An 18,091-nucleotide genomic window follows, 5' to 3' on the forward strand; every position below is an offset into this window, starting at 1 on the left:
AAATCTATAGTTGTTTTGTCTAATAAAATATTTATTTAATCTAATAGTTTTGAGGAGAGAAAAGTCAAAAAAAAGTAACAAAAAGTAAAAAAAAGTAAAAAAAATGTAAAAAAAAATTGTGCCCTAATTACTTATATTTAGGACACAATTTTATATTTTTTTCAATTTCTTCGAATTTTTCAAGATTAGAAAAATTCAAAACGTCAGCACATACATTATAGTTTTGGCTGGTAATTGAGAAATTATAATTTCTTCCTTCAGGAAGGATGACGATATATTTGCCAGTGGAACTGTTAGAATTAAAAATTCCGATAATTTCATTGTTCTTGCTATCTAATACCTTTATAGTTGCATCCAAAGGCCTTGAGGTTAAAGAGTCAGATATGATTCCTTTTAAAACAACTAATTTAGCGGCTTCTTTATATACTTCTGAGTAATATATATCACGGTCACCAAAACCTTCAGGACGAGTAGTAGAGAAATAGATTTTTTTACCATCTGCGGTCCAGGAAAAATGCATATCATCATGAGCAGTGCTTATCGGGTAACCAATATTCTCTGGTTCACTCCAGCTAAAGGTTGATAAATCAAATTTGGACATGAAGATGTCAAATCCTCCCATACTTTTATGACCATTGGAGCTGAAATATAATGTTTTACCATCATGGTGAATAAATGGTGCGTCTTCGTCATATGGTGAATTGATTACTCCTCCAAGGTTCATGGGGAGAGCCCATTGGCCGTTGGGAAGTTTTTTAACGATGTATAAGTCCAGACCTCCAAATCCTCCGGGACGGTTGCTAGAGAAAATCATAAACTTTTCATCAGAGGAAACACTTGCACTTGGCTCCCAATTTTTGGTGCAGATTTGAGATGGCAATACTACTGGTTTTGTCCAGTGCATCCCCTTTAATTCACTTACATAAAGGTTTCCCTGTGAGCTTAAACCAAAATATTCCTTTTCAGATTTATATAGTAAAAGTTTTTGCCCATCGGCTGATAATGAAATACTTGCATCGTGATCTGCTGTATTGATGCTGTCGCCAATGCTTACAGGAGCACTCCAGCCTGTATCTGTTTTATGAGAAATATAGATATCTTCAAAATACTGACCGTCTATTTTGTCAATATTTCCACCTGTAGTGGTTGGTCTTCCGGAAGTGAAAATCAATACACTTTCATCAGCAGATAAAATAGGTCCGTGCTCAGGAAAAGGAGAGTTGATAGAACTTCCAAGATTAGTAATTTTAATATCAAGGGGCTTAGCTATAAGTTCTTTACCGTTGTGGCACATCTCAATATCTCTATAGACCTCTTTCAAAAGAGCCTTATTGCTTTTTTTCTTTGCAGCTACCAAAAGTGATTTATAGGTTTCATAATTGGTAAGTGCTTTATCAAATTCCAACTGTAAATGATATGCTTTTCCGGTATAATAGTAAAGTCTGTCCGGATATTTAGATGGTTCTTTCAGACATTTCTCAAAATAGCTAAGTGCTTTTGCCTCTTCAACTTTGTTCAGATAACAAACTCCTAACGGATAAATGTATTTAGGGTTATTGGGAAGCAGACTATCAAGATAATGATAAATGGGAAGAGCAAGATAAAACTGTTCATTTATCATCAGTTCTTTTGCATGCGCTTCAACTTCTTTATATTCTTCTCCAACATGGTTATATTGACCGTTGGTAATAAAGGGGACCAATAAAAATAAATAAATGCTTAATCCCAGAATGTATTTTCGGCACTTCATTGCTTAAATTCCGATGGTTTTTTTTTAATACCTTAAAATTAACATATTTAACTTAATACTTTTCAAGTATTATATTTTTTTCGAGTTCTGTTGAATTATTTGATCCGGATAAATCAATATTTTCGGTAATTATCTGAAAATTAATTGATTCAAATGAAATTCTATATTTTTTTCCAGTATGCAATACAGCAATATATTTGCCGGTAGTACTATTGGTGGTTACGTTGGTAATTATTTCGTTGGTTTCAGGGTCACTAATTCTGATTAAAGCTTCTAACGGTTTTTGATCCTTTGCATCTAAGATTTTACCCTTTAAAATCAGAATATTATTGTTATTTTTTTTAATTGATGCGTAATAAATATCCTTGTCACCATATCCTCCTGGCCTTACACTTGAGAAATATATTCTGGTTCCATCGGCAGACCAGCTGAAATAAAGGTCGTCCTGAGCAGTGCTTATAGGATAGCCAACATTTTCCGGGGAAGTCCATTGCTTTTTGGTATCATCAAATCTGGTTATAAAAATATCATAACCACCCATAGAACGATGACCTGTAGAGCTGAAATACAATGTTTTACCATCAGGAGAAATAAATGGAGAATCTTCATCATAGGGTGTATTAATCACAGGGCCAAGATTCCATGGTTCAGCCCATTCACCATTTGGAAGTTTCTTTATGCTGTAAATATCTGTTCCTCCAAAACCACCTTGGCGATTGCTCACAAAATAAATTATCCTGTCATCGTCTGGCAGACTTGCAGAAGGCTCCCATCCGGGAGAATTGATATTGTCTGCCATTCGTTCTGCTTTTTGCCATTGGCCATTTTTATGTTCGGATAAATATAAATCTCCCGATGCAGAAGATAAAAGCTTATCTTTTCCATATCGGTATATAATCATCTTTTCACCATTTGGATTAATGCCTTTGCTCGCATCATGTCCAGAAGTATTCAGTTCTGCCATCTGCACAGCAGAAGTCCATCCATTTGAGGTCTTTTGGGAAATGTAAATATCTTCATAAAAAATGCCATCATCAGTTTTTTGTCCTCCAGTAGTATTTGGTCTGTTAGAAGTGAATATAACCTGCTCTTCGTCAGCTGTCACAACCGGGCCATAATCAGGATATGGCGAATTAATATCGGGTCCAAGATTAAAAACTTCCAATGGAAGTGGAGCTTTAATCAGCTCTTTTCCGTTCCTGCACATCTCAATTTGCCTGTTGAGGTTAGCAATGATAGTAACTTTGTTTTTGTCACCTTCTTTATTTACAAACCCTTTATAACGCTCATAATATTTTATGGCTTCATCAAATTTATGATTGAGATGATATGCTCTAGCAGCGTAATAGAGTATAGCTTTGGGATATAATGTAGCTTTTTTTAACCCAGCTTCAAATATAGGAAGAGCTTTATCTTCCTTGTTGTTATAGATATAGCAGACTCCAAGTTTATAGCCGTAGTCCGGAGTGTTTGGCTTAAGGGAATCCAATTTATAGTATAAAGACTCTGCCAGACTATATTTCTCCAATGAAAAATAATTGCTGGCCTGGTGTTCCAGTGGTTGTAAGTCTTTTCCTGAAACAATTGGCTGATTTTTTTGTGCTAAACCAGTAGATAGATAGCTAACAAAACAACCAAGAAGGAAAAGCACTTTAAAATCGAAACTGAATTTCATTTGAGAATAAATAAATATGCCCAAGGATTAGAAACTTGGGCATGGCATACGACGCATCGGTTTTTTCTTCTTTAATTTTTTGGTGAATACATAAGTAAGATTAAACTCATGGGATCCACCGGTTCTTGCTATGGCCAGTTTAGAAACTGTAAAGTCATAACTATAACCGAACTTTAGTCCGACAGCTGTTTTAAATCCAAGAAATATTACAACTGACTCATTATTCTGGAACCGGTGTTCATACCTTTTAAATGGTATACCTCTGTACCATCCACCTGCTAGAAACTGATTATAAACTCCGTAAAGACCAAGATCGAACTGATCAGATTTACCTTGAGATTTATAATTGAATGTAGGAGTAAGACTTATTTCATTGTCCTCATCTGTGTAATATTTTTTCTTATCATTGCTGAAGAGAAATTTATAACCTCCCAACACAGCAAATTTAGCCGGTAATCTGCTTATATCTCCATAAAAACTTTGATTAGGAGTGTTGATGTGATGTGTTGAAAAACCTAACCACAGGTTTTTAGAATAAAATACCCCACCTGCAGATATGTCAGCAAATGATTTTCTTGGAACACCTGCATAGTTGTTATTTGGGTCAAAGAATCCCTGCTCATCATTAAACTGAATAGGAAATCTCAGATCTGCATAGTCTATATACCTCGAAATCATCGCAAGTTGCAAACCAGGTCTGAAGACAAGCTGACTGTTGATGTGTAACTCATAGCTATATTGAAATCCTATTTCAGTAGAGCTGATCGTATTGGATCCTTGCCAGTCTTTTAATGCATAAACACCAAATCCACTATTGTATTTTGGTGAGTAAGTGTCGAATGAAGCAAATGATGTAATGTATTTTCCGTCGAGCTTTGGCCACTGTAATCTTTGGTGGATCGTTGCTCTCGGTTGATGCACACTTCCTGCAAATGCCGGGCTTATAAACAGGGGTACATTATAAAACTGACTAAATTGAATGTCCTGAGCCAACACCCCCGTATATGTAAAAAATAAGAGGCACAGCAAAATCCCGCTGACTGTTAACTTATTTTTCATATTGTAAAATTTATTCATTCAAGTTAATCTGTTAATAAAAACTGAACTTCCCACTGTTTACTTTGGAATCCTTGTATTTATTGGTTTTATTCAAAGTATTCAGGTATTGGGCCTGAGAGTTTTTTCTCTTAGCCTCATATTTCTTATATTTCCTGGATTCCTTTAAATCTTTATGCGCACGGAGTGTAGGGTCTTCAACCTTTTCGTAGGTTGCTGCACTCGGATGATATTTGTTAGATCGGTAATTAGCTTTTACTTTTTTGTTAGATGATTTTTTACTCTCGGAAGCTACGGCACCCGAAGAAGATGCTTTTTTATGACTCATTTTGTTTTTTCCCCCTGTGATACAGGACGAAAGAGTCAAGGCAATTAAAATTAAAAGAGTATAAATTTTCCTCATAATTCCGGAATTTGTCTTCATCGAATTTATACGTGGGTTTATTGTAAAAGGATGAAAAAATAGAAATATTTTTGTACACAGAAGTGAGGCTTTGTTGTGGATTTTATGGATTACTTCTTAGTTTTGAAATATTTTCAAAACTTTATGAATCGTCAAATTATTTTACTTCTTGTATTAATTACTTTTTCACAATCTTATTTATACGGCCAAAAAGTTTTATGGGGGAAAATGGAGCAAGAACCTATAAACGGAATGCTCAGAGATCCTGAGACTTTGACAGATCAAGGAATTTATGCTGTAAAAGGCTATGGCGGAGGACCTTATTCTGATTTTTATACTTTAAAGAAAGAAATAAATCTTGAAAAATTTGACCTGGCATTTAACCTGAAATATACAATTGCATTACCACTTCCTGATTATGAGGGTTCAAAAGTGAGGCGTGAAGGTATTGTCAGTTTTGCAGGGAAAGAGCTTTTGTTCTCTTCCTGTGTAAAAGGCGGAGAACAAATATATCTTTTTACTCCATTATCTCCGTCCGGAGTAACTAATCCATATAACGTATTAGGGCGACTTACAATTGAGGGAAAGGATCCTGCAGAGTTAGTCATAATTAAAAAGAATGATAAACTTTTTATTCATAATCAGAATTCAAAAGCAAGAAAAAATTATTCCTTCTTCTATACCTTCGTTTTGAATAAAAACCTTCAAGTAGAAGTTACCAATAAAGTAAAATTAGACTTGCCATCGGAATCGTACTCGATACTTAAATGTGAAATAGATAGGTTTGATAACTGGCATTTACTTGTTAAGAATAAATCGGGAAAAGATAATACCGAGACCAGTTCAAAAAAGGAGTTTGAGTATCAGTTATTTTCACTTATGAAGGGGGCTGTACAACAAACTAAAATAGTGGCTGAGTCAAAAGCAATCAAACAAATTAAAATGTCATCTCAGGGAGATGATTTAATTATCACGGGATTCTATAGCGATAAGATTATAACAGGATCAGGGGAGTGGAAGACAGTAACAATAGTAGATAAGCAGTCAGGAGTTTTTTATGGAAGGGTTAATTCTTTAGAACCATTTAAACTTAAAATTGCAAACATTGATTTTGGGCCTGAATTTATTGATGTTGAAGATAAAAAAGATAGTTATGTAATCTCTGCTGATTTTCTGTTACAGGATATATCTGTAACTGACGATGGCAAGTGCTATATCTTCTCAGAAGAAATTTCAAATAGTAGCTACGGTACTTTTGCAAATTTTTCAAGTAATGGAGCAGGGCCATTTTTTGTTGGTGCTGCGGGGTATACTATATATTACAGAGATATACTCATAATTGAATTGGACAAAGAGGGGAAAATTAAACGTCATGTTGTGGTCAGAAAAAAGCAAGATGGAAAAGATAGTCTTATTCCATATTGTTCATATGTTAAATCTGTCAAAGATGGCAAGATCAGATTAGTATTTTCAGATGATAATAAAAATATTCCTGGAGAGAATAAAAAGGCTCATTTTAAAAATTCCAACTATGCTATTACTGTGGTTTGTACAATTGATGAGCAGAGTAATGAGAAAAGGGTTGTTGTTGATTTTACCGATGAAATAGGATTGATTAAAATTTCTGAAATAATTAAAAAAAATGAATCTGAATTTGTAGTGTATAAAAACAATACAAGAGCTGAAACTTTTATGTTTGGAGTTTTAAAGCTTGAGTAAAGTATTATAATATACTAAATCCAATATAACCTGATATGAAGTTAGAATCTCCCGATGCGCGTTTAAGTATAAATATTGAGGAATCACAAACTGGGGTAATTCTCTTATGCGCATATCAAAGAAAAAATTTTCTTAAATGCAGTCTTCGAGGCTTTGATACAACTGAAGGAAAAATTGGGGAGCATCTAAAAATCAGAAGTGCTGAACGTGTGTCATCGAGGGAGAATTATAATCTTTTTTCAGGAAAATCCAGTAAAGCGATAGCAATATATAATCAAATCATCTTGCATTGTCAGGATCGTTCAGGAAGCAGGTATCATATTGATATAATTGTAAGGGCATATAATGAAGGATTAGCTTTCTATTATAAGTTTTCTGAAAGTGAAAATTATGAACTTCATATAATTAACGAGAACAACCACTATTCTCTGATTGATTCAGATGTTACCTTGTGGCCAATGTATCTTAATTCGTTTGCCACCAATTATGAGGAGTTGTATCATAAGCAGACTATTTCTGAATTGATACCTGAACGTTTAATAGCCTTACCATTTTTAACTCACAATGAACACCTTGCTTTTGCAATTACAGAAGCAGCTCTCATAGATTATGCCGGAAGTTATCTGAAATGGGATATTGAGACCAAATCTATGTATAATGTATTGTCTCGTCGTTCTGATGACCTTATAGCTGTAAGAAAAAGTGGTCCATTTCAAACTCCCTGGAGAGCTGTGATGACTGGAGATCATGCTGGTAAATTAATAGAGTCAAATCTACTGAACCATTTAAATCATCCTTCTAAAATTACTAATGCTGAAGAGTGGATACATCCTGGAAAATATGCCTGGGACTGGTGGTCGAATGCGGTGGTTAAAAAGGAAGGAATATCGGGGGGGATGAATACCGATACCTTCAAGTATTATATAGATTTTGCCAGTTCTTTTAACCTTGAATATATACTTATAGACGCCGGCTGGTACGGCAGTCATGATGATATAGAAGCAGATATTACAAAATTCATTCCCGAACTCAATCTTCATGAAATTATAAAATATGGAAAAGAAAGAAATGTAGGCATTCTTTTGTGGCTCAATTGGAATTGTATAAAAAGACAAATGCATGAAGCATTTCCACTATTCAGACAATGGGGAATTAAAGGAATAAAAATGGATTATATGGATAGAGATGATCAGGAGATGGTTCGTTTTTATGTTGAAGTTACGGAATTTGCAGCAGAGAATCTTTTGCTCCTTGATATGCACGGAGCCCATAAACCAACCGGCTTATCTAGAACTTATCCTAACTTACTTACATATGAAGGTGTTAGAGGAATGGAGTATAATAAATGGGCTAGTACTATGCCTTCTCATCATGTAACAATACCATATACAAGAATGCTTGCAGGTCCTATGGATTTTACACCTGGTGCATTTCGTAATGTATCTTTGGAAAAACATAGACCGGATTGGCAAGAGCCAATGGCTATAGGGACAAGGTGCAGTCAGCTTGCGATGTATGTTGTATATGAAAGTGGTTTACAAAGTCTATGCGATTATCCTGATGCGTATTATGGGCAGCCAGGATCAGAGTTTTTAAAGATTGTACCTGCATCTTGGGATGAAACAAAGTTTCTGAAAGGGGAGGTTGGACAATACATTGTATTAGCGAGAAGAAAAGGAAATCAATGGTTCATAGGGGCCATGACAAATGAGGAGGAGCGATTTGTAGAAATAGATTTATCTGTATTGGGAGAAAAAACATTCAGTTACATTTTATATAAAGATATACCAGAGTCCAAAGTATATCAGGAAAAGCTGGAAGTCGAAGAGGGAACATACTTAATTGAAAAAACTTTTATAATATGGATGGCGCCAGGTGGAGGGATGGCAGGTGTTCTGAATATAATGGATAATGATTAAATTCTGAATGTTTAACCAAATTGAATGTAACTTAACTTTTAATTTTGGGTTTGATAAAATTAAAATACATTTGAAATAAATTAGAAAGTCATGAAAAAGAATTCACTTTTGGTAATCATCATTTTTGCAGTGCTTGGTGTCTTTGCTTACGCAGTAACGGAGCATTTAAAATTGGAAGAATGTAAGAAAGAAAAAGATAGTAGCCGTAACACTTCATTTAGTGTGATTAAAAATCTAACAGAAGAAAATCATTTACTGCGAGCTGCAAATGATTCACTGCAAAATGAATTGAAAAGTCTCACACAACAGAAATAGCTTTTTCCAATGATTTATGAGTACACGAAGTCTAGTCGGTTTGCAAGATCCTGAATATATTTTCTTTTTGTCAGTTTTTCAATCCAGTTTTCAGGAATAGATTTATAACCATAATATAGACCAGCCAGTCCTCCTGTGATGGCTCCATTAGAGCTTGTATTGTTGCCAAGATTTATTGATTTGAGCACAGCTTCTTTGTATGAATCAGTCTTTAATAAACACCATAGTGATGTTTCCAGTGATTCTATGACATATTCTCCTGATCTTAAATTTACTATAGAACAATTAGTGATATCAGATTGAATTATCCTTTCAAAGTATCTTGTCTCATTTTTGTCAAAGCATATAACATCCCAAAGTTCCTTTATATCAAGCCTTGCCTGATAATATGCATCTGATTTTTCATGACCATTTAAAATGTATTCTGCCACTTTTAAATAAATCATACAACACATAGCAGCCCTGATATGGTTATGAGTAAGTGATGAGTTGCTCCAAATGATATCAAATTGAGTTTTAATATTTTTCTCTTTTATCACATATAGCAAAGGAAGAATTCTCATTAAAGAACCATTACTATTGTCAATGCCAGAAGCATAAGAGAATAAAGTTTGATTTCCTTCCTTACTTTGATTTATTATCTTTTCCAGTCTGGATATGGCTTTAACGGTTGTATTGTTATTATTAAAAATATACCCTTTCGCGCTCTTGAAAGATGCATTTTTCCACCCTATAAAATTTGTAGCTGTTGTTTCCAGATCATAACCATTAGCTATGGATTCTGCGAGGCAAAATGTAAGAGCACTACTATGTGACCATGTTCCAGGAGGTTGGTTATATGCTTTAAAACCAACCATATCAGAAGCAGGGTTTTTAAACATATCAATTCTTCCCAATGATTCAAATGGTACTCCAAGCGCTTCTCCCACAGCGATTCCAAAGAGAATGTCTTTAGCGAATCCTTTTGTATTCATAAATATAACAAGTTGGGCTTATATCAATTTTCAGAATTATTAATCCATTGATCCTATGAATCTTATATGAAACTGTGTTTGAGATATTTGGTTATAACCCAAAAAGAGCGCGAATCTATTAATACCAAATGTGTAATTGAAGTCTAATGTATTGTATTGAAAATCTTTACGTTAAAAGTTTTGAGATGATGGAAAAAATAAACAACTTGTAATCAGATAGAATAATGGTGATGATACTATCCGCAAAATCACTATTAAAATTATAAAATTATAAGTTCCAGAAAATCAGACAAATGTTAGAATTGATTGCATTCTTGCGTAAATTGAAGGTAACTAAGATTATGTAAGCGGCGTATCAAGCTCTCTACAAAGGATTTATAATATTGGTCCTTACCACTTTTGTATTTATTCCTCTGATTATTAAGTTGAATTAGTTTTTCTTTCTAAATCTATTATTGCATGATTAAAACTCTACGATGGATATTTGTGATTTTTTCAATCACAACTTATGCCCAGAAACCGACATTTACCGCCAATGATGTTGTTGAACCATATTCAGGAATTTTTGCATATGGTACAAACCCGGGTTATTATAGCGGATTTAATAATAATGCACCTACAGACAAATTGTTATCTGACTTAATGGAAAAGGCTGGCTTATACTCCATGCGTCCAAAGCTTAATGATAAGTTTGTTGAAGACTATGGAATAAATGTGAGACTTAGCGAATTCAAATATTATGTTGAGAACAAAAAAATGCATGATATTACTTTGTTTCTTGATGGTGATATTTTAGCATCTCATCAATCTACCGAAACTATCACATGTGGAACGAAGACTTTGAATAGTCAGGTGTTTAAGAACATGTATCTTCCGATATGGGATGCCAGTGATCCTAATAAAACTCCTATTAACGAGAATAACTATTATGCAAATTTTGTATATAAAGTTATTCAGACATATGGTGATTATATCAGATTTGTAGAGGTATGGAATGAACCTGATTTTACCTATAGCGGTCTTGGTGATAAGAATAAAGGGGAGACAGGTAACTGGTTTGATAATGATCCTAATCCTTGTGACTTGCCCAATTTGAATGCTTCGATACCTCAGTATGTGCGTTTGTTAAGAATTACCTATGAAGTTGTAAAGGCGTTAAAGCCCAATCTATATGTGACTACAGGTGGTATTGGATATGCAGGTTTTTTAGATGCTATGCTCAGAGTAACAGATAATCCTGATGAAGGAAAAGTTTCAACAGAATATCCGTTAAAAGGCGGTGCTTATTTCGATGTATTAAGTTATCATTCCTATCCACAATACAACCAAAGAACATGGAACAATTCTAAAGGTGATTTTGATTACTTCAGACATTCTGATAAAGCTGTTCAGGCAATGTTGGATCAAAAAGAAAAGCTCAATAATGTTCTTGATAAGTTTGGATATAATGGAACTACATATCCTGAGAAAATATGGATTATCACTGAAACCAATATTCCAAGAAAGACTTATACAGATGCAACTTGGATAGGATCTCCTGAGGCACAACGCAATTTTGTTGTAAAAGCATTTGTAAAAGCTCAGATGAATAATATCGTGCAACTATATACTTATAAGCTTGGAGATGATACTGATGAGTCTGCTAGTACTTCACCAAAGCAAGGAATGGATTTAATGGGAATGTTTTATAACCTTAACACTGCAACACCTGCAACAGCCAAAATTACTCCTGCCGGAGTTGCAACTAAGTCGCTTACATGGCTTATACATGGAAGTGTTTATGATCCGGATAAAACACTTGCACTCAACCTATCTGCATCAGGAGCAGATGGAGCTGCATTTACAAAAGGTAATGAAACTTATTATGTGCTGTGGGCGAAAACAACTCTGGACAGGAATGAAACTGCTTCTGTTCAATATACACTTCCTGGTACTCCTGCAGCTGGATCTATGATTTATAGCTGGGACTATTCTTCTACTAATAAAGGACAAGCTCTTACCGCTAATACAATAACATTAACAGGATCTCCCATTGTAATAAAGGCAGATTTTACTTCAGTCACATCAGGAATAAATAGCTCTTTATTAAAGGCCTCTGTTAAATTTTATCCTAATCCTGCTGATGATTCTTTAACAATTGAAAGTACCAATGAGGTAGGATATCTATCTGCAGATTTATTAAAAACAAATGGATCTTTAGTTCGTAAGATTGATATCGGGCTTCAATTGCAAAAGACATTAGATATATCAGATCTTAATTCAGGTATATACTATCTAAAGTTTTCAAATGGTAAAGGTACCTGGACACAGAAGCTTGTAATAGAATAGTAAATTTAAAAAAAATAAAATACGCCCCATCATAACATCTGGTTATGTTGGGGCGTATTTTTTTAGAATACAATCAGTTCACCTTAAATTTTTTCTGGTCCATTTTAAAAATGGGTGATTGACTGTTTTAATAGGATAGTAAATATTCTTTTATTAGATATTGTACACTGTTTCAGATTTTTATGTGTTGCTCTGTCATCTAAATTACTTATCTTACAGACATAGTGAATTGATCATCCATTTCTTTTCTATTAAAAGTTGTGAATGAATAAATTAATTAACTGATTAATTGAATCTATCATGAATTTAATGAAAGCAATAACTTACTCCAGGTATGGTAATCCGGAAGTTCTTCAAATGAAAGAGATAGAAAAACCTGTACCTGGTGACGATGAAGTGCAAGTAAAGATTTATGCAACTTCAGTAAATTCATGGGATTGGGATTTGCTGAGAGGAAAACCCTATTTATATAGGTTATTATTCGGTGTATTTAAGCCTAAGTATAAGATTATAGGTTGTGATATAGCTGGAAGAATTGAATTGGTGGGAAAAAATGTTAAATATCTAAAGGCTGGAGATACAGTAATGGGAGATATATCTGCATGTTGGGGAGGTTTTGCGGAATATGTTTGTGTTCCTGAAAAATTGCTAACATTAAAACCTTCTGATCTGTCTTTTGAACATGCCGCTGCAATACCTCAGGCAGGTGTACTTGCCTTACAATCTCTGTATGATGGTGTGTCAATTAAACCAGGTTATAAAGTATTGATCAATGGTGCCGGAGGAGGTGTGGGGACCTTCGCACTACAGATAGCAAAATCACTTGGGGCAGAGGTGACTTGTGTTGATAGTTATCAAAAGCTGGAGATGTTGTACAATCTTGGAGCAGATCATTTAATTGATTACAAACATGAGGATTTTGCAGAAAAGGGTTTTCGATACAATCTGATTATTGATGTTGTTGCTAATCATTCTGTCTTTGCTTATAAAAAAGCTTTATTGCCCGGAGGAAGGCTGTTTGTTATAGGAGGAACAATACCCTGTTTATTACAAGTTGGTATACTAGGAGCTTTAATTTCTGTAAATGATGACAGAAAGCTACGGATTCTGGTACACGAACCGAATAAAGGCTTAGGCCTTCTGCTTGACTTAATTAAAAAGGGTCTTGTAAAGCCTGTTATAGATTCTACATATCATTTAAGGGATGTTCCCCAAGCATTGCAACATCTGGGTGATGGTAAGGCAATGGGGAAAATTGTAATTAAAGTAAACGAAGAAGGTTGATTTGTTTAGAAGCATTATTGACATCTTGGGAGCTATCCTTACATTGGGACTCTCAATAAACATTTCGTTTGATAGAAAGTAAGACCCAAAATTAAGCCCGTGAATAAAGATATTCAAGAATACAATGATGCATTATCTATCGAAGATAAAGCGATCAGCGACTTGTTGGCAAAGGAAATTAACCGCAATTTGCCTGAAGCTGAAAATAAAATATGGCATAGACATCCTGTATGGTTTTTAAACGGGAATCCTATTGTTGGTTATAGCAAATTGAAAAACTGTGTCCGGTTGTTGTTCTGGAGTGGACAGTCATTTGAAGAGGATGCCTTGCAGGTGGAAGGAAGTTTTAAAGCTGCAGAAGTTCGATATACATCAGTGGAGCAGGTCAATATAAAGGATCTGAAGCGCTGGCTTGAAAAATCAAAAGTAATTCAATGGGATTATAAGAACATTGTTAAGCGCAAAGGTGTTCTGGAGCGGTTAATGTAAATAAATAAAGAAAAGACTTATATCATTGTACCTATCTACATTAATCAATGACATCGGTTACAGAGTAAGTTACTTTTATATGTTAAATATTGCAGCTATTGCGATGATTTTTGTTATTGAAAAGTACAGAGTAATGAATGGTCAAAATCGCGGCGGTGTCAGAATTCTTTGTGACTATCCTGTGAGCATTCTTGTATAGATTTATGCTATGTATAAATGAATCCTGACTTGTATTTTTCAGCATATTCGTGTCCTAAATACTTAAAGTCCTATAACTATTCGTTTATTGACCAGAAGGAATTGGATTCTGTTACAAGAGCTCTGCGGTGTTCTTCTCTAAGTGTATTTAGAATAGCTGGTCTTCGAAGGTCCTCTAAGAATTGAACATCATAAATTTCTTCCACACTGTTCTCATAATTGATATATCCAATCTGATTTCCGGTAGGAAGGTGTATTGCTGCAATACCACAGGAGAGAGGCTCCCGGGTTATCGGCAAATCCCGGAATGTACTTGAGCTCTGGCGTAACTTTGATAATCCTATAAAAAGTATGTCATCTTTTTTACACATACCTCTTAAAAAACCTTTCAATTTAGTAATAACATCATACTTGCCGGTTGTGGTATCTACACATATTAACTCACCTGTGGCAGAGCACAGGGCATACAACTTGCCATCATAAAGTCGGGGAGAATGCGGCATTGGCAAACCACTTACTATAATCTCTTTAGTCTCCACATCTATCAGAGCACCTCCGTTTTGGACATTGGATCTCCAAGCTTTAGGTTCATTGGTTGTTCCCAAAGCTGTTACATACTTCGGTTTTCCTCTTTCCATCGCCATACCGTTCAAGTGACAACGGTCGTCCGGAGTGAGGTCCGTAATGAATGATGGAATCCATTTGCTTTTAAAGCTATAATCCTCATTGATTAAACTCAGACAGGAAAATCTTGTATTTACAGCCCATAAGCCTTCATTTCCCCAGGCCATATCATGCAGATCAATCTCTCCGCTATAATAGGTAGCACGAGGAAGATAAAGCCCATCATAAGATCCTGGTTTGGTTCCATAATTTTTTGCAAGGTCATTGGAGTTAGCTAATACTTGCACTTCGTACTGAGTGGCAATAGCAAGCTTATTCTGGTATACTGCTAAGCCCATTGCCTTATCATATTGGCGAGGTAACTGGATGATTTCTTTATTATTTATCGAGCTGATGAATATAAGTTTGCCAGCTTGGTAGGTCGTAATAGCTAATGTGCCTCTTAGGTTCCATAAAAGCTCCGGCACATTTGAAGAAATAGAGCAGGAGAAGGGAGGTAAAGATTGTGTGTTCATTAGATTGAGTTTTAACAGAAAAAGGATATAGGTTATCCTACATCCTTTTCTGAAATATTTAAATATTAAATAAAGCTATTCAATTACAAGCTTTTTCATTCCGGTCTTTCCATCCTGAGTAAATTCAAGCATATAAATTCCAGTAGCAAGTCCTTCCATACTAATGATCTGATTATTCATCTGACTTTGTCTTACAACGTGCCCCGATAAATCCAGTATACGAACCATTACAGATCCTTCCAGGTTTGTCATAACTGTTTCCTTGGCAGGGTTAGGATATAGCTGTATAGTGGCTGAAAATTCATTTTTTTCAGCAATTCCTGTTTCTGCTACATTTTCTATTGTAATGTCGAAAATGCGTTCCAAGCTTAATCCTCCCTGATCAGTTGATTTTACTCGAATAGTATAAATATCCTTTGTCTCAAAATCAGGACTTTCAACGATGTGTAATTTATCTCCGACTATGGTAAAAGATGAGTTATCGTCATCCCCAACACCTGCTACAAGTTTGTATGTGAAAGAATCAGTCTCATCTAAATCAGTCGTTGCAAAAGTGCCAACTACTGCATTGTCAGGCTCATTCTCATCCAGTGTTGTAGAGCTTATGTAAAAATCTATTGGAGCTTCGTTTATATTTATAATATCAATGGTTAATACTTTTTCAAAGCTTAATCCTTTCTGATCTGTTGAGCGCACACGAATACTGAAGTCGTCCATCGTTTCAAAATCAGGACTTTCTTTTACTAATAGTTTATTTCCTTCGATAGCAAAAGAGGCATTATTATCACTTCCTGTTCCTTCTACTAAAGTGTATATAAATGTATCAGCAGCATCTTCATCAGTTGTTGTGAACGTGCCTACTTCTGTATCTAAGGGTATATTTTCAACTACAGATGTAGAACTGAATGAAAGATCTGTTGGAGCTTCATTTACATTTATAATGTTAATAGTGAATACTTTTTCAAAAAACAATCCTCCCTGATCTGTAGAACGCACACGGATGCTATAGTTATTCTTTGTTTCAAAGTCTGGAGTTACTTTTATTTGAAGTTTATCATCTGCAATTATAAATGAAGCGTTGTCCGTATTACCTGCTCCAGCTACCAGTGTATAAGTGAACGTGTTGTTGATATTAACGTCTTCAGTTGTAAATGTGCCAATGGTTGTATTAGCTGCTGCGTTTTCATTTACAATGTTTCCGCTAAGTGCAATACCTGAAGGAGCTTTGTTTGCCTCATATCTTTGAGCATATACTCCATTTGCGCTACCATCCTGATTTGCACTTGTCCAAGCAATGATAAAGTCATTATCATTGTCAATTGCTATCGCCGAACTTCCTTGTGAACCAGCTATATAAGAATTAACTCTGAATTCATCTCCTTGTGCAAGTCCAGAAGCATTAAAACGCTGCGCATAAACTCCGGTTTCACTTCCGTCTTGTCCATTGCTTGTCCAGGTAATTATAAATTCATTGTTATTCATTGCAACTGCCGGAGTGGATTGCGCACCTGTTTGATAGGTATTGACATGAAATTCTGTACCTTGTCCAACTCCACTGGCATTAAATCTTTGGGCATAAATACCGTCACTATTGCCAGTACCTTCCTGACCGATACTTTGCCACGCAATTACAAAATCTCCGTCCTGATCCATGGCTGCAGCTACTGATTTTTGGCTATTTTCGGTAATTGTATTTACTCTGAACTCAGATCCCTGAGGAACTCCATTGACGTTAAACCTTTGTCCATAAATACCATAAGAACTACCATCTTGTTCACTTTGCCACGCAACCAAGAAATCTCCATCATTGTCCATAGCAATAGTTGAGAATCGTTGAATTCCTGTTGTGTAAGTGTTAACATGTATCTCTCCAGTTTTAGCAGCTCCTGTGGCATCAAAACACCTTGCATAAACACCATAGGAAGGATCTGCATCATTAGGACTACTCCACGTAACAGCGAAGTCTCCATCACTATCCATAGCTACAGCTGACGAATATTGGTTCCCAGATGTAGTAGTATTAACCTGAAACTCAGATCCGATAGCTTGTCCAGCTGCATTGAATCTTTGTCCAAACACTCCTCCCATATTTCCATCCTGACCACTACTTGTCCAGACTATTACAAAATTACCATTATCGTCCATGGCTATTGCCGGATTGCTCTGTCTGTCAGGAGTGTAAGTGTTTACTCTGAACTCTGCTCCCTGGGCCACTCCTTGAGCGTTATATCTTTGGGCATAAATTCCATATTCAGTAGGGGTATCTTGCCCTCTGCTTGCCCAGGTAACTACAAAGTCGCCATCACTATCCATTGCAGTTTTGGCATACATTTGCACATTTGTGGTGTATGTATTTACTCTGAATTCATCTCCTGCCGGAAGAGTCTGAGATGATGATTCTGTTGCTGTCAAGCCAATTCCAACAGTCGTTGCAAAAGCAAGACTACCGTATTTTAATTTATTTTCAATTCTTGATAACTGCAATTTCAATTTTTCAAGTCTTCTTAAAAGCTTGAATTGTTTTTGTTTGCTAAGTTCTTTGAATCTTCCTGTAGAAAAGTTTTTGTTTAATCGCAGTTTCAGCTTATAGAACAAAGCCAGTATACGATTGTAGTGATGATTAAGTAGAGGTTTTTTCATGTAATTCTAAAAAGGTAATTGAACTTTGCAAGATACTAAAGAAGAGGTATTTTTTACTTATTAGATTAAATTTTCATTAAAAAAGGTATGAATATAAGGGGGATTAGGCTTGATAATAAGGGGATTATCTGATAAATGTTGATCTAAAATTGAGACTGAATTAGGTGATTGAGAAAAAGGTGTTAAGAAGGTCTGATATGTG

14 protein-coding genes are annotated in these 18,091 nt (G+C 35.2%); 7 read left to right on the forward strand and 7 right to left on the reverse strand.

The window, feature by feature from the left end; translation table 11 throughout:
* Positions 1-127: 127 nt before the first annotated feature.
* From J7604_RS16395 to J7604_RS16410, 4 genes are read right to left on the reverse strand one after another with little or no spacing between them, the layout of a single operon-like run.
* Positions 128-1,750 carry a hypothetical protein gene (locus tag J7604_RS16395; protein WP_293897657.1) on the reverse strand — a complete coding sequence of 541 codons (1,623 nt, stop codon included), beginning with the start codon at positions 1,748-1,750 and terminating at the stop codon, positions 128-130.
* A 52-nt stretch (positions 1,751-1,802) separates the two neighbouring features.
* Positions 1,803-3,425 (reverse strand): hypothetical protein, encoded by a 1,623-nt coding sequence (locus J7604_RS16400; RefSeq protein ID WP_293897660.1) that lies wholly within the window; start codon positions 3,423-3,425, stop codon positions 1,803-1,805.
* A gap of 27 nt (positions 3,426-3,452) precedes the next feature.
* Positions 3,453-4,484 (reverse strand): type IX secretion system membrane protein PorP/SprF, encoded by a 1,032-nt coding sequence (locus J7604_RS16405; protein ID WP_293897663.1) that lies wholly within the window; start codon positions 4,482-4,484, stop codon positions 3,453-3,455.
* A gap of 31 nt (positions 4,485-4,515) precedes the next feature.
* Positions 4,516-4,809 (reverse strand): hypothetical protein, encoded by a 294-nt coding sequence (locus tag J7604_RS16410; protein WP_293897666.1) that lies wholly within the window; start codon positions 4,807-4,809, stop codon positions 4,516-4,518.
* A 219-nt stretch (positions 4,810-5,028) separates the two neighbouring features.
* On the opposite strand from J7604_RS16410, the gene J7604_RS16415 reads away from it, so the two are divergent.
* The 3 genes from J7604_RS16415 to J7604_RS16425 all read left to right on the forward strand — a co-directional run bounded on the left by J7604_RS16415 (position 5,029) and on the right by J7604_RS16425 (position 8,837).
* On the forward strand, positions 5,029-6,603 hold the full coding sequence (locus J7604_RS16415; protein ID WP_293897669.1) for a hypothetical protein: 1,575 nt from the start codon (positions 5,029-5,031) through the stop codon (positions 6,601-6,603).
* Between the two features lie 35 nt (positions 6,604-6,638).
* Positions 6,639-8,522, forward strand: coding sequence for a glycoside hydrolase family 97 protein (locus J7604_RS16420; RefSeq protein ID WP_293897673.1), 1,884 nt, complete (start codon positions 6,639-6,641; stop codon positions 8,520-8,522).
* A 90-nt stretch (positions 8,523-8,612) separates the two neighbouring features.
* Positions 8,613-8,837, forward strand: a complete 225-nt coding sequence (locus J7604_RS16425; protein ID WP_293897676.1) for a hypothetical protein — start codon at positions 8,613-8,615, stop codon at positions 8,835-8,837.
* A gap of 14 nt (positions 8,838-8,851) precedes the next feature.
* Here J7604_RS16425 and J7604_RS16430 read toward each other — a convergent pair whose 3' ends face one another.
* Positions 8,852-9,811 carry an ADP-ribosylglycohydrolase family protein gene (locus J7604_RS16430; protein WP_293897679.1) on the reverse strand — a complete coding sequence of 320 codons (960 nt, stop codon included), beginning with the start codon at positions 9,809-9,811 and terminating at the stop codon, positions 8,852-8,854.
* A 459-nt stretch (positions 9,812-10,270) separates the two neighbouring features.
* On the opposite strand from J7604_RS16430, the gene J7604_RS16435 reads away from it, so the two are divergent.
* From J7604_RS16435 to J7604_RS16450, 4 genes are all read left to right on the forward strand, one after another.
* Positions 10,271-12,139: a T9SS type A sorting domain-containing protein gene (locus J7604_RS16435; protein WP_293897682.1), complete on the forward strand. Its 1,869-nt coding sequence runs from the start codon at positions 10,271-10,273 to the stop codon at positions 12,137-12,139.
* A gap of 309 nt (positions 12,140-12,448) precedes the next feature.
* The gene (locus J7604_RS16440; protein WP_293897685.1) at positions 12,449-13,423 is read left to right on the forward strand and encodes an NAD(P)-dependent alcohol dehydrogenase; all 975 of its coding nucleotides are present in this window, start codon (positions 12,449-12,451) and stop codon (positions 13,421-13,423) included.
* Between the two features lie 99 nt (positions 13,424-13,522).
* Entirely contained in the window at positions 13,523-13,912 is a 390-nt protein-coding gene (locus tag J7604_RS16445; protein WP_293897688.1) for a DUF1801 domain-containing protein, read from the forward strand.
* Positions 13,913-13,937: 25 nt separating this feature from the next.
* Entirely contained in the window at positions 13,938-14,111 is a 174-nt protein-coding gene (locus tag J7604_RS16450; protein ID WP_293897691.1) for a hypothetical protein, read from the forward strand.
* 76 nt (positions 14,112-14,187) lie between these two features.
* Here J7604_RS16450 and J7604_RS16455 read toward each other — a convergent pair whose 3' ends face one another.
* Positions 14,188-15,249, reverse strand: coding sequence for a TIGR03032 family protein (locus J7604_RS16455; protein ID WP_293897694.1), 1,062 nt, complete (start codon positions 15,247-15,249; stop codon positions 14,188-14,190).
* Positions 15,250-15,324: 75 nt separating this feature from the next.
* The gene (locus J7604_RS16460) at positions 15,325-17,889 is read right to left on the reverse strand and encodes a T9SS type A sorting domain-containing protein (protein WP_293897697.1); all 2,565 of its coding nucleotides are present in this window, start codon (positions 17,887-17,889) and stop codon (positions 15,325-15,327) included.
* Positions 17,890-18,091: the final 202 nt, after the last annotated feature.

This window comes from Sporocytophaga sp. (assembly GCF_017745095.1).
In the GTDB taxonomy this organism is placed as follows: Bacteria; Bacteroidota; Bacteroidia; order Cytophagales; family Cytophagaceae; genus Sporocytophaga.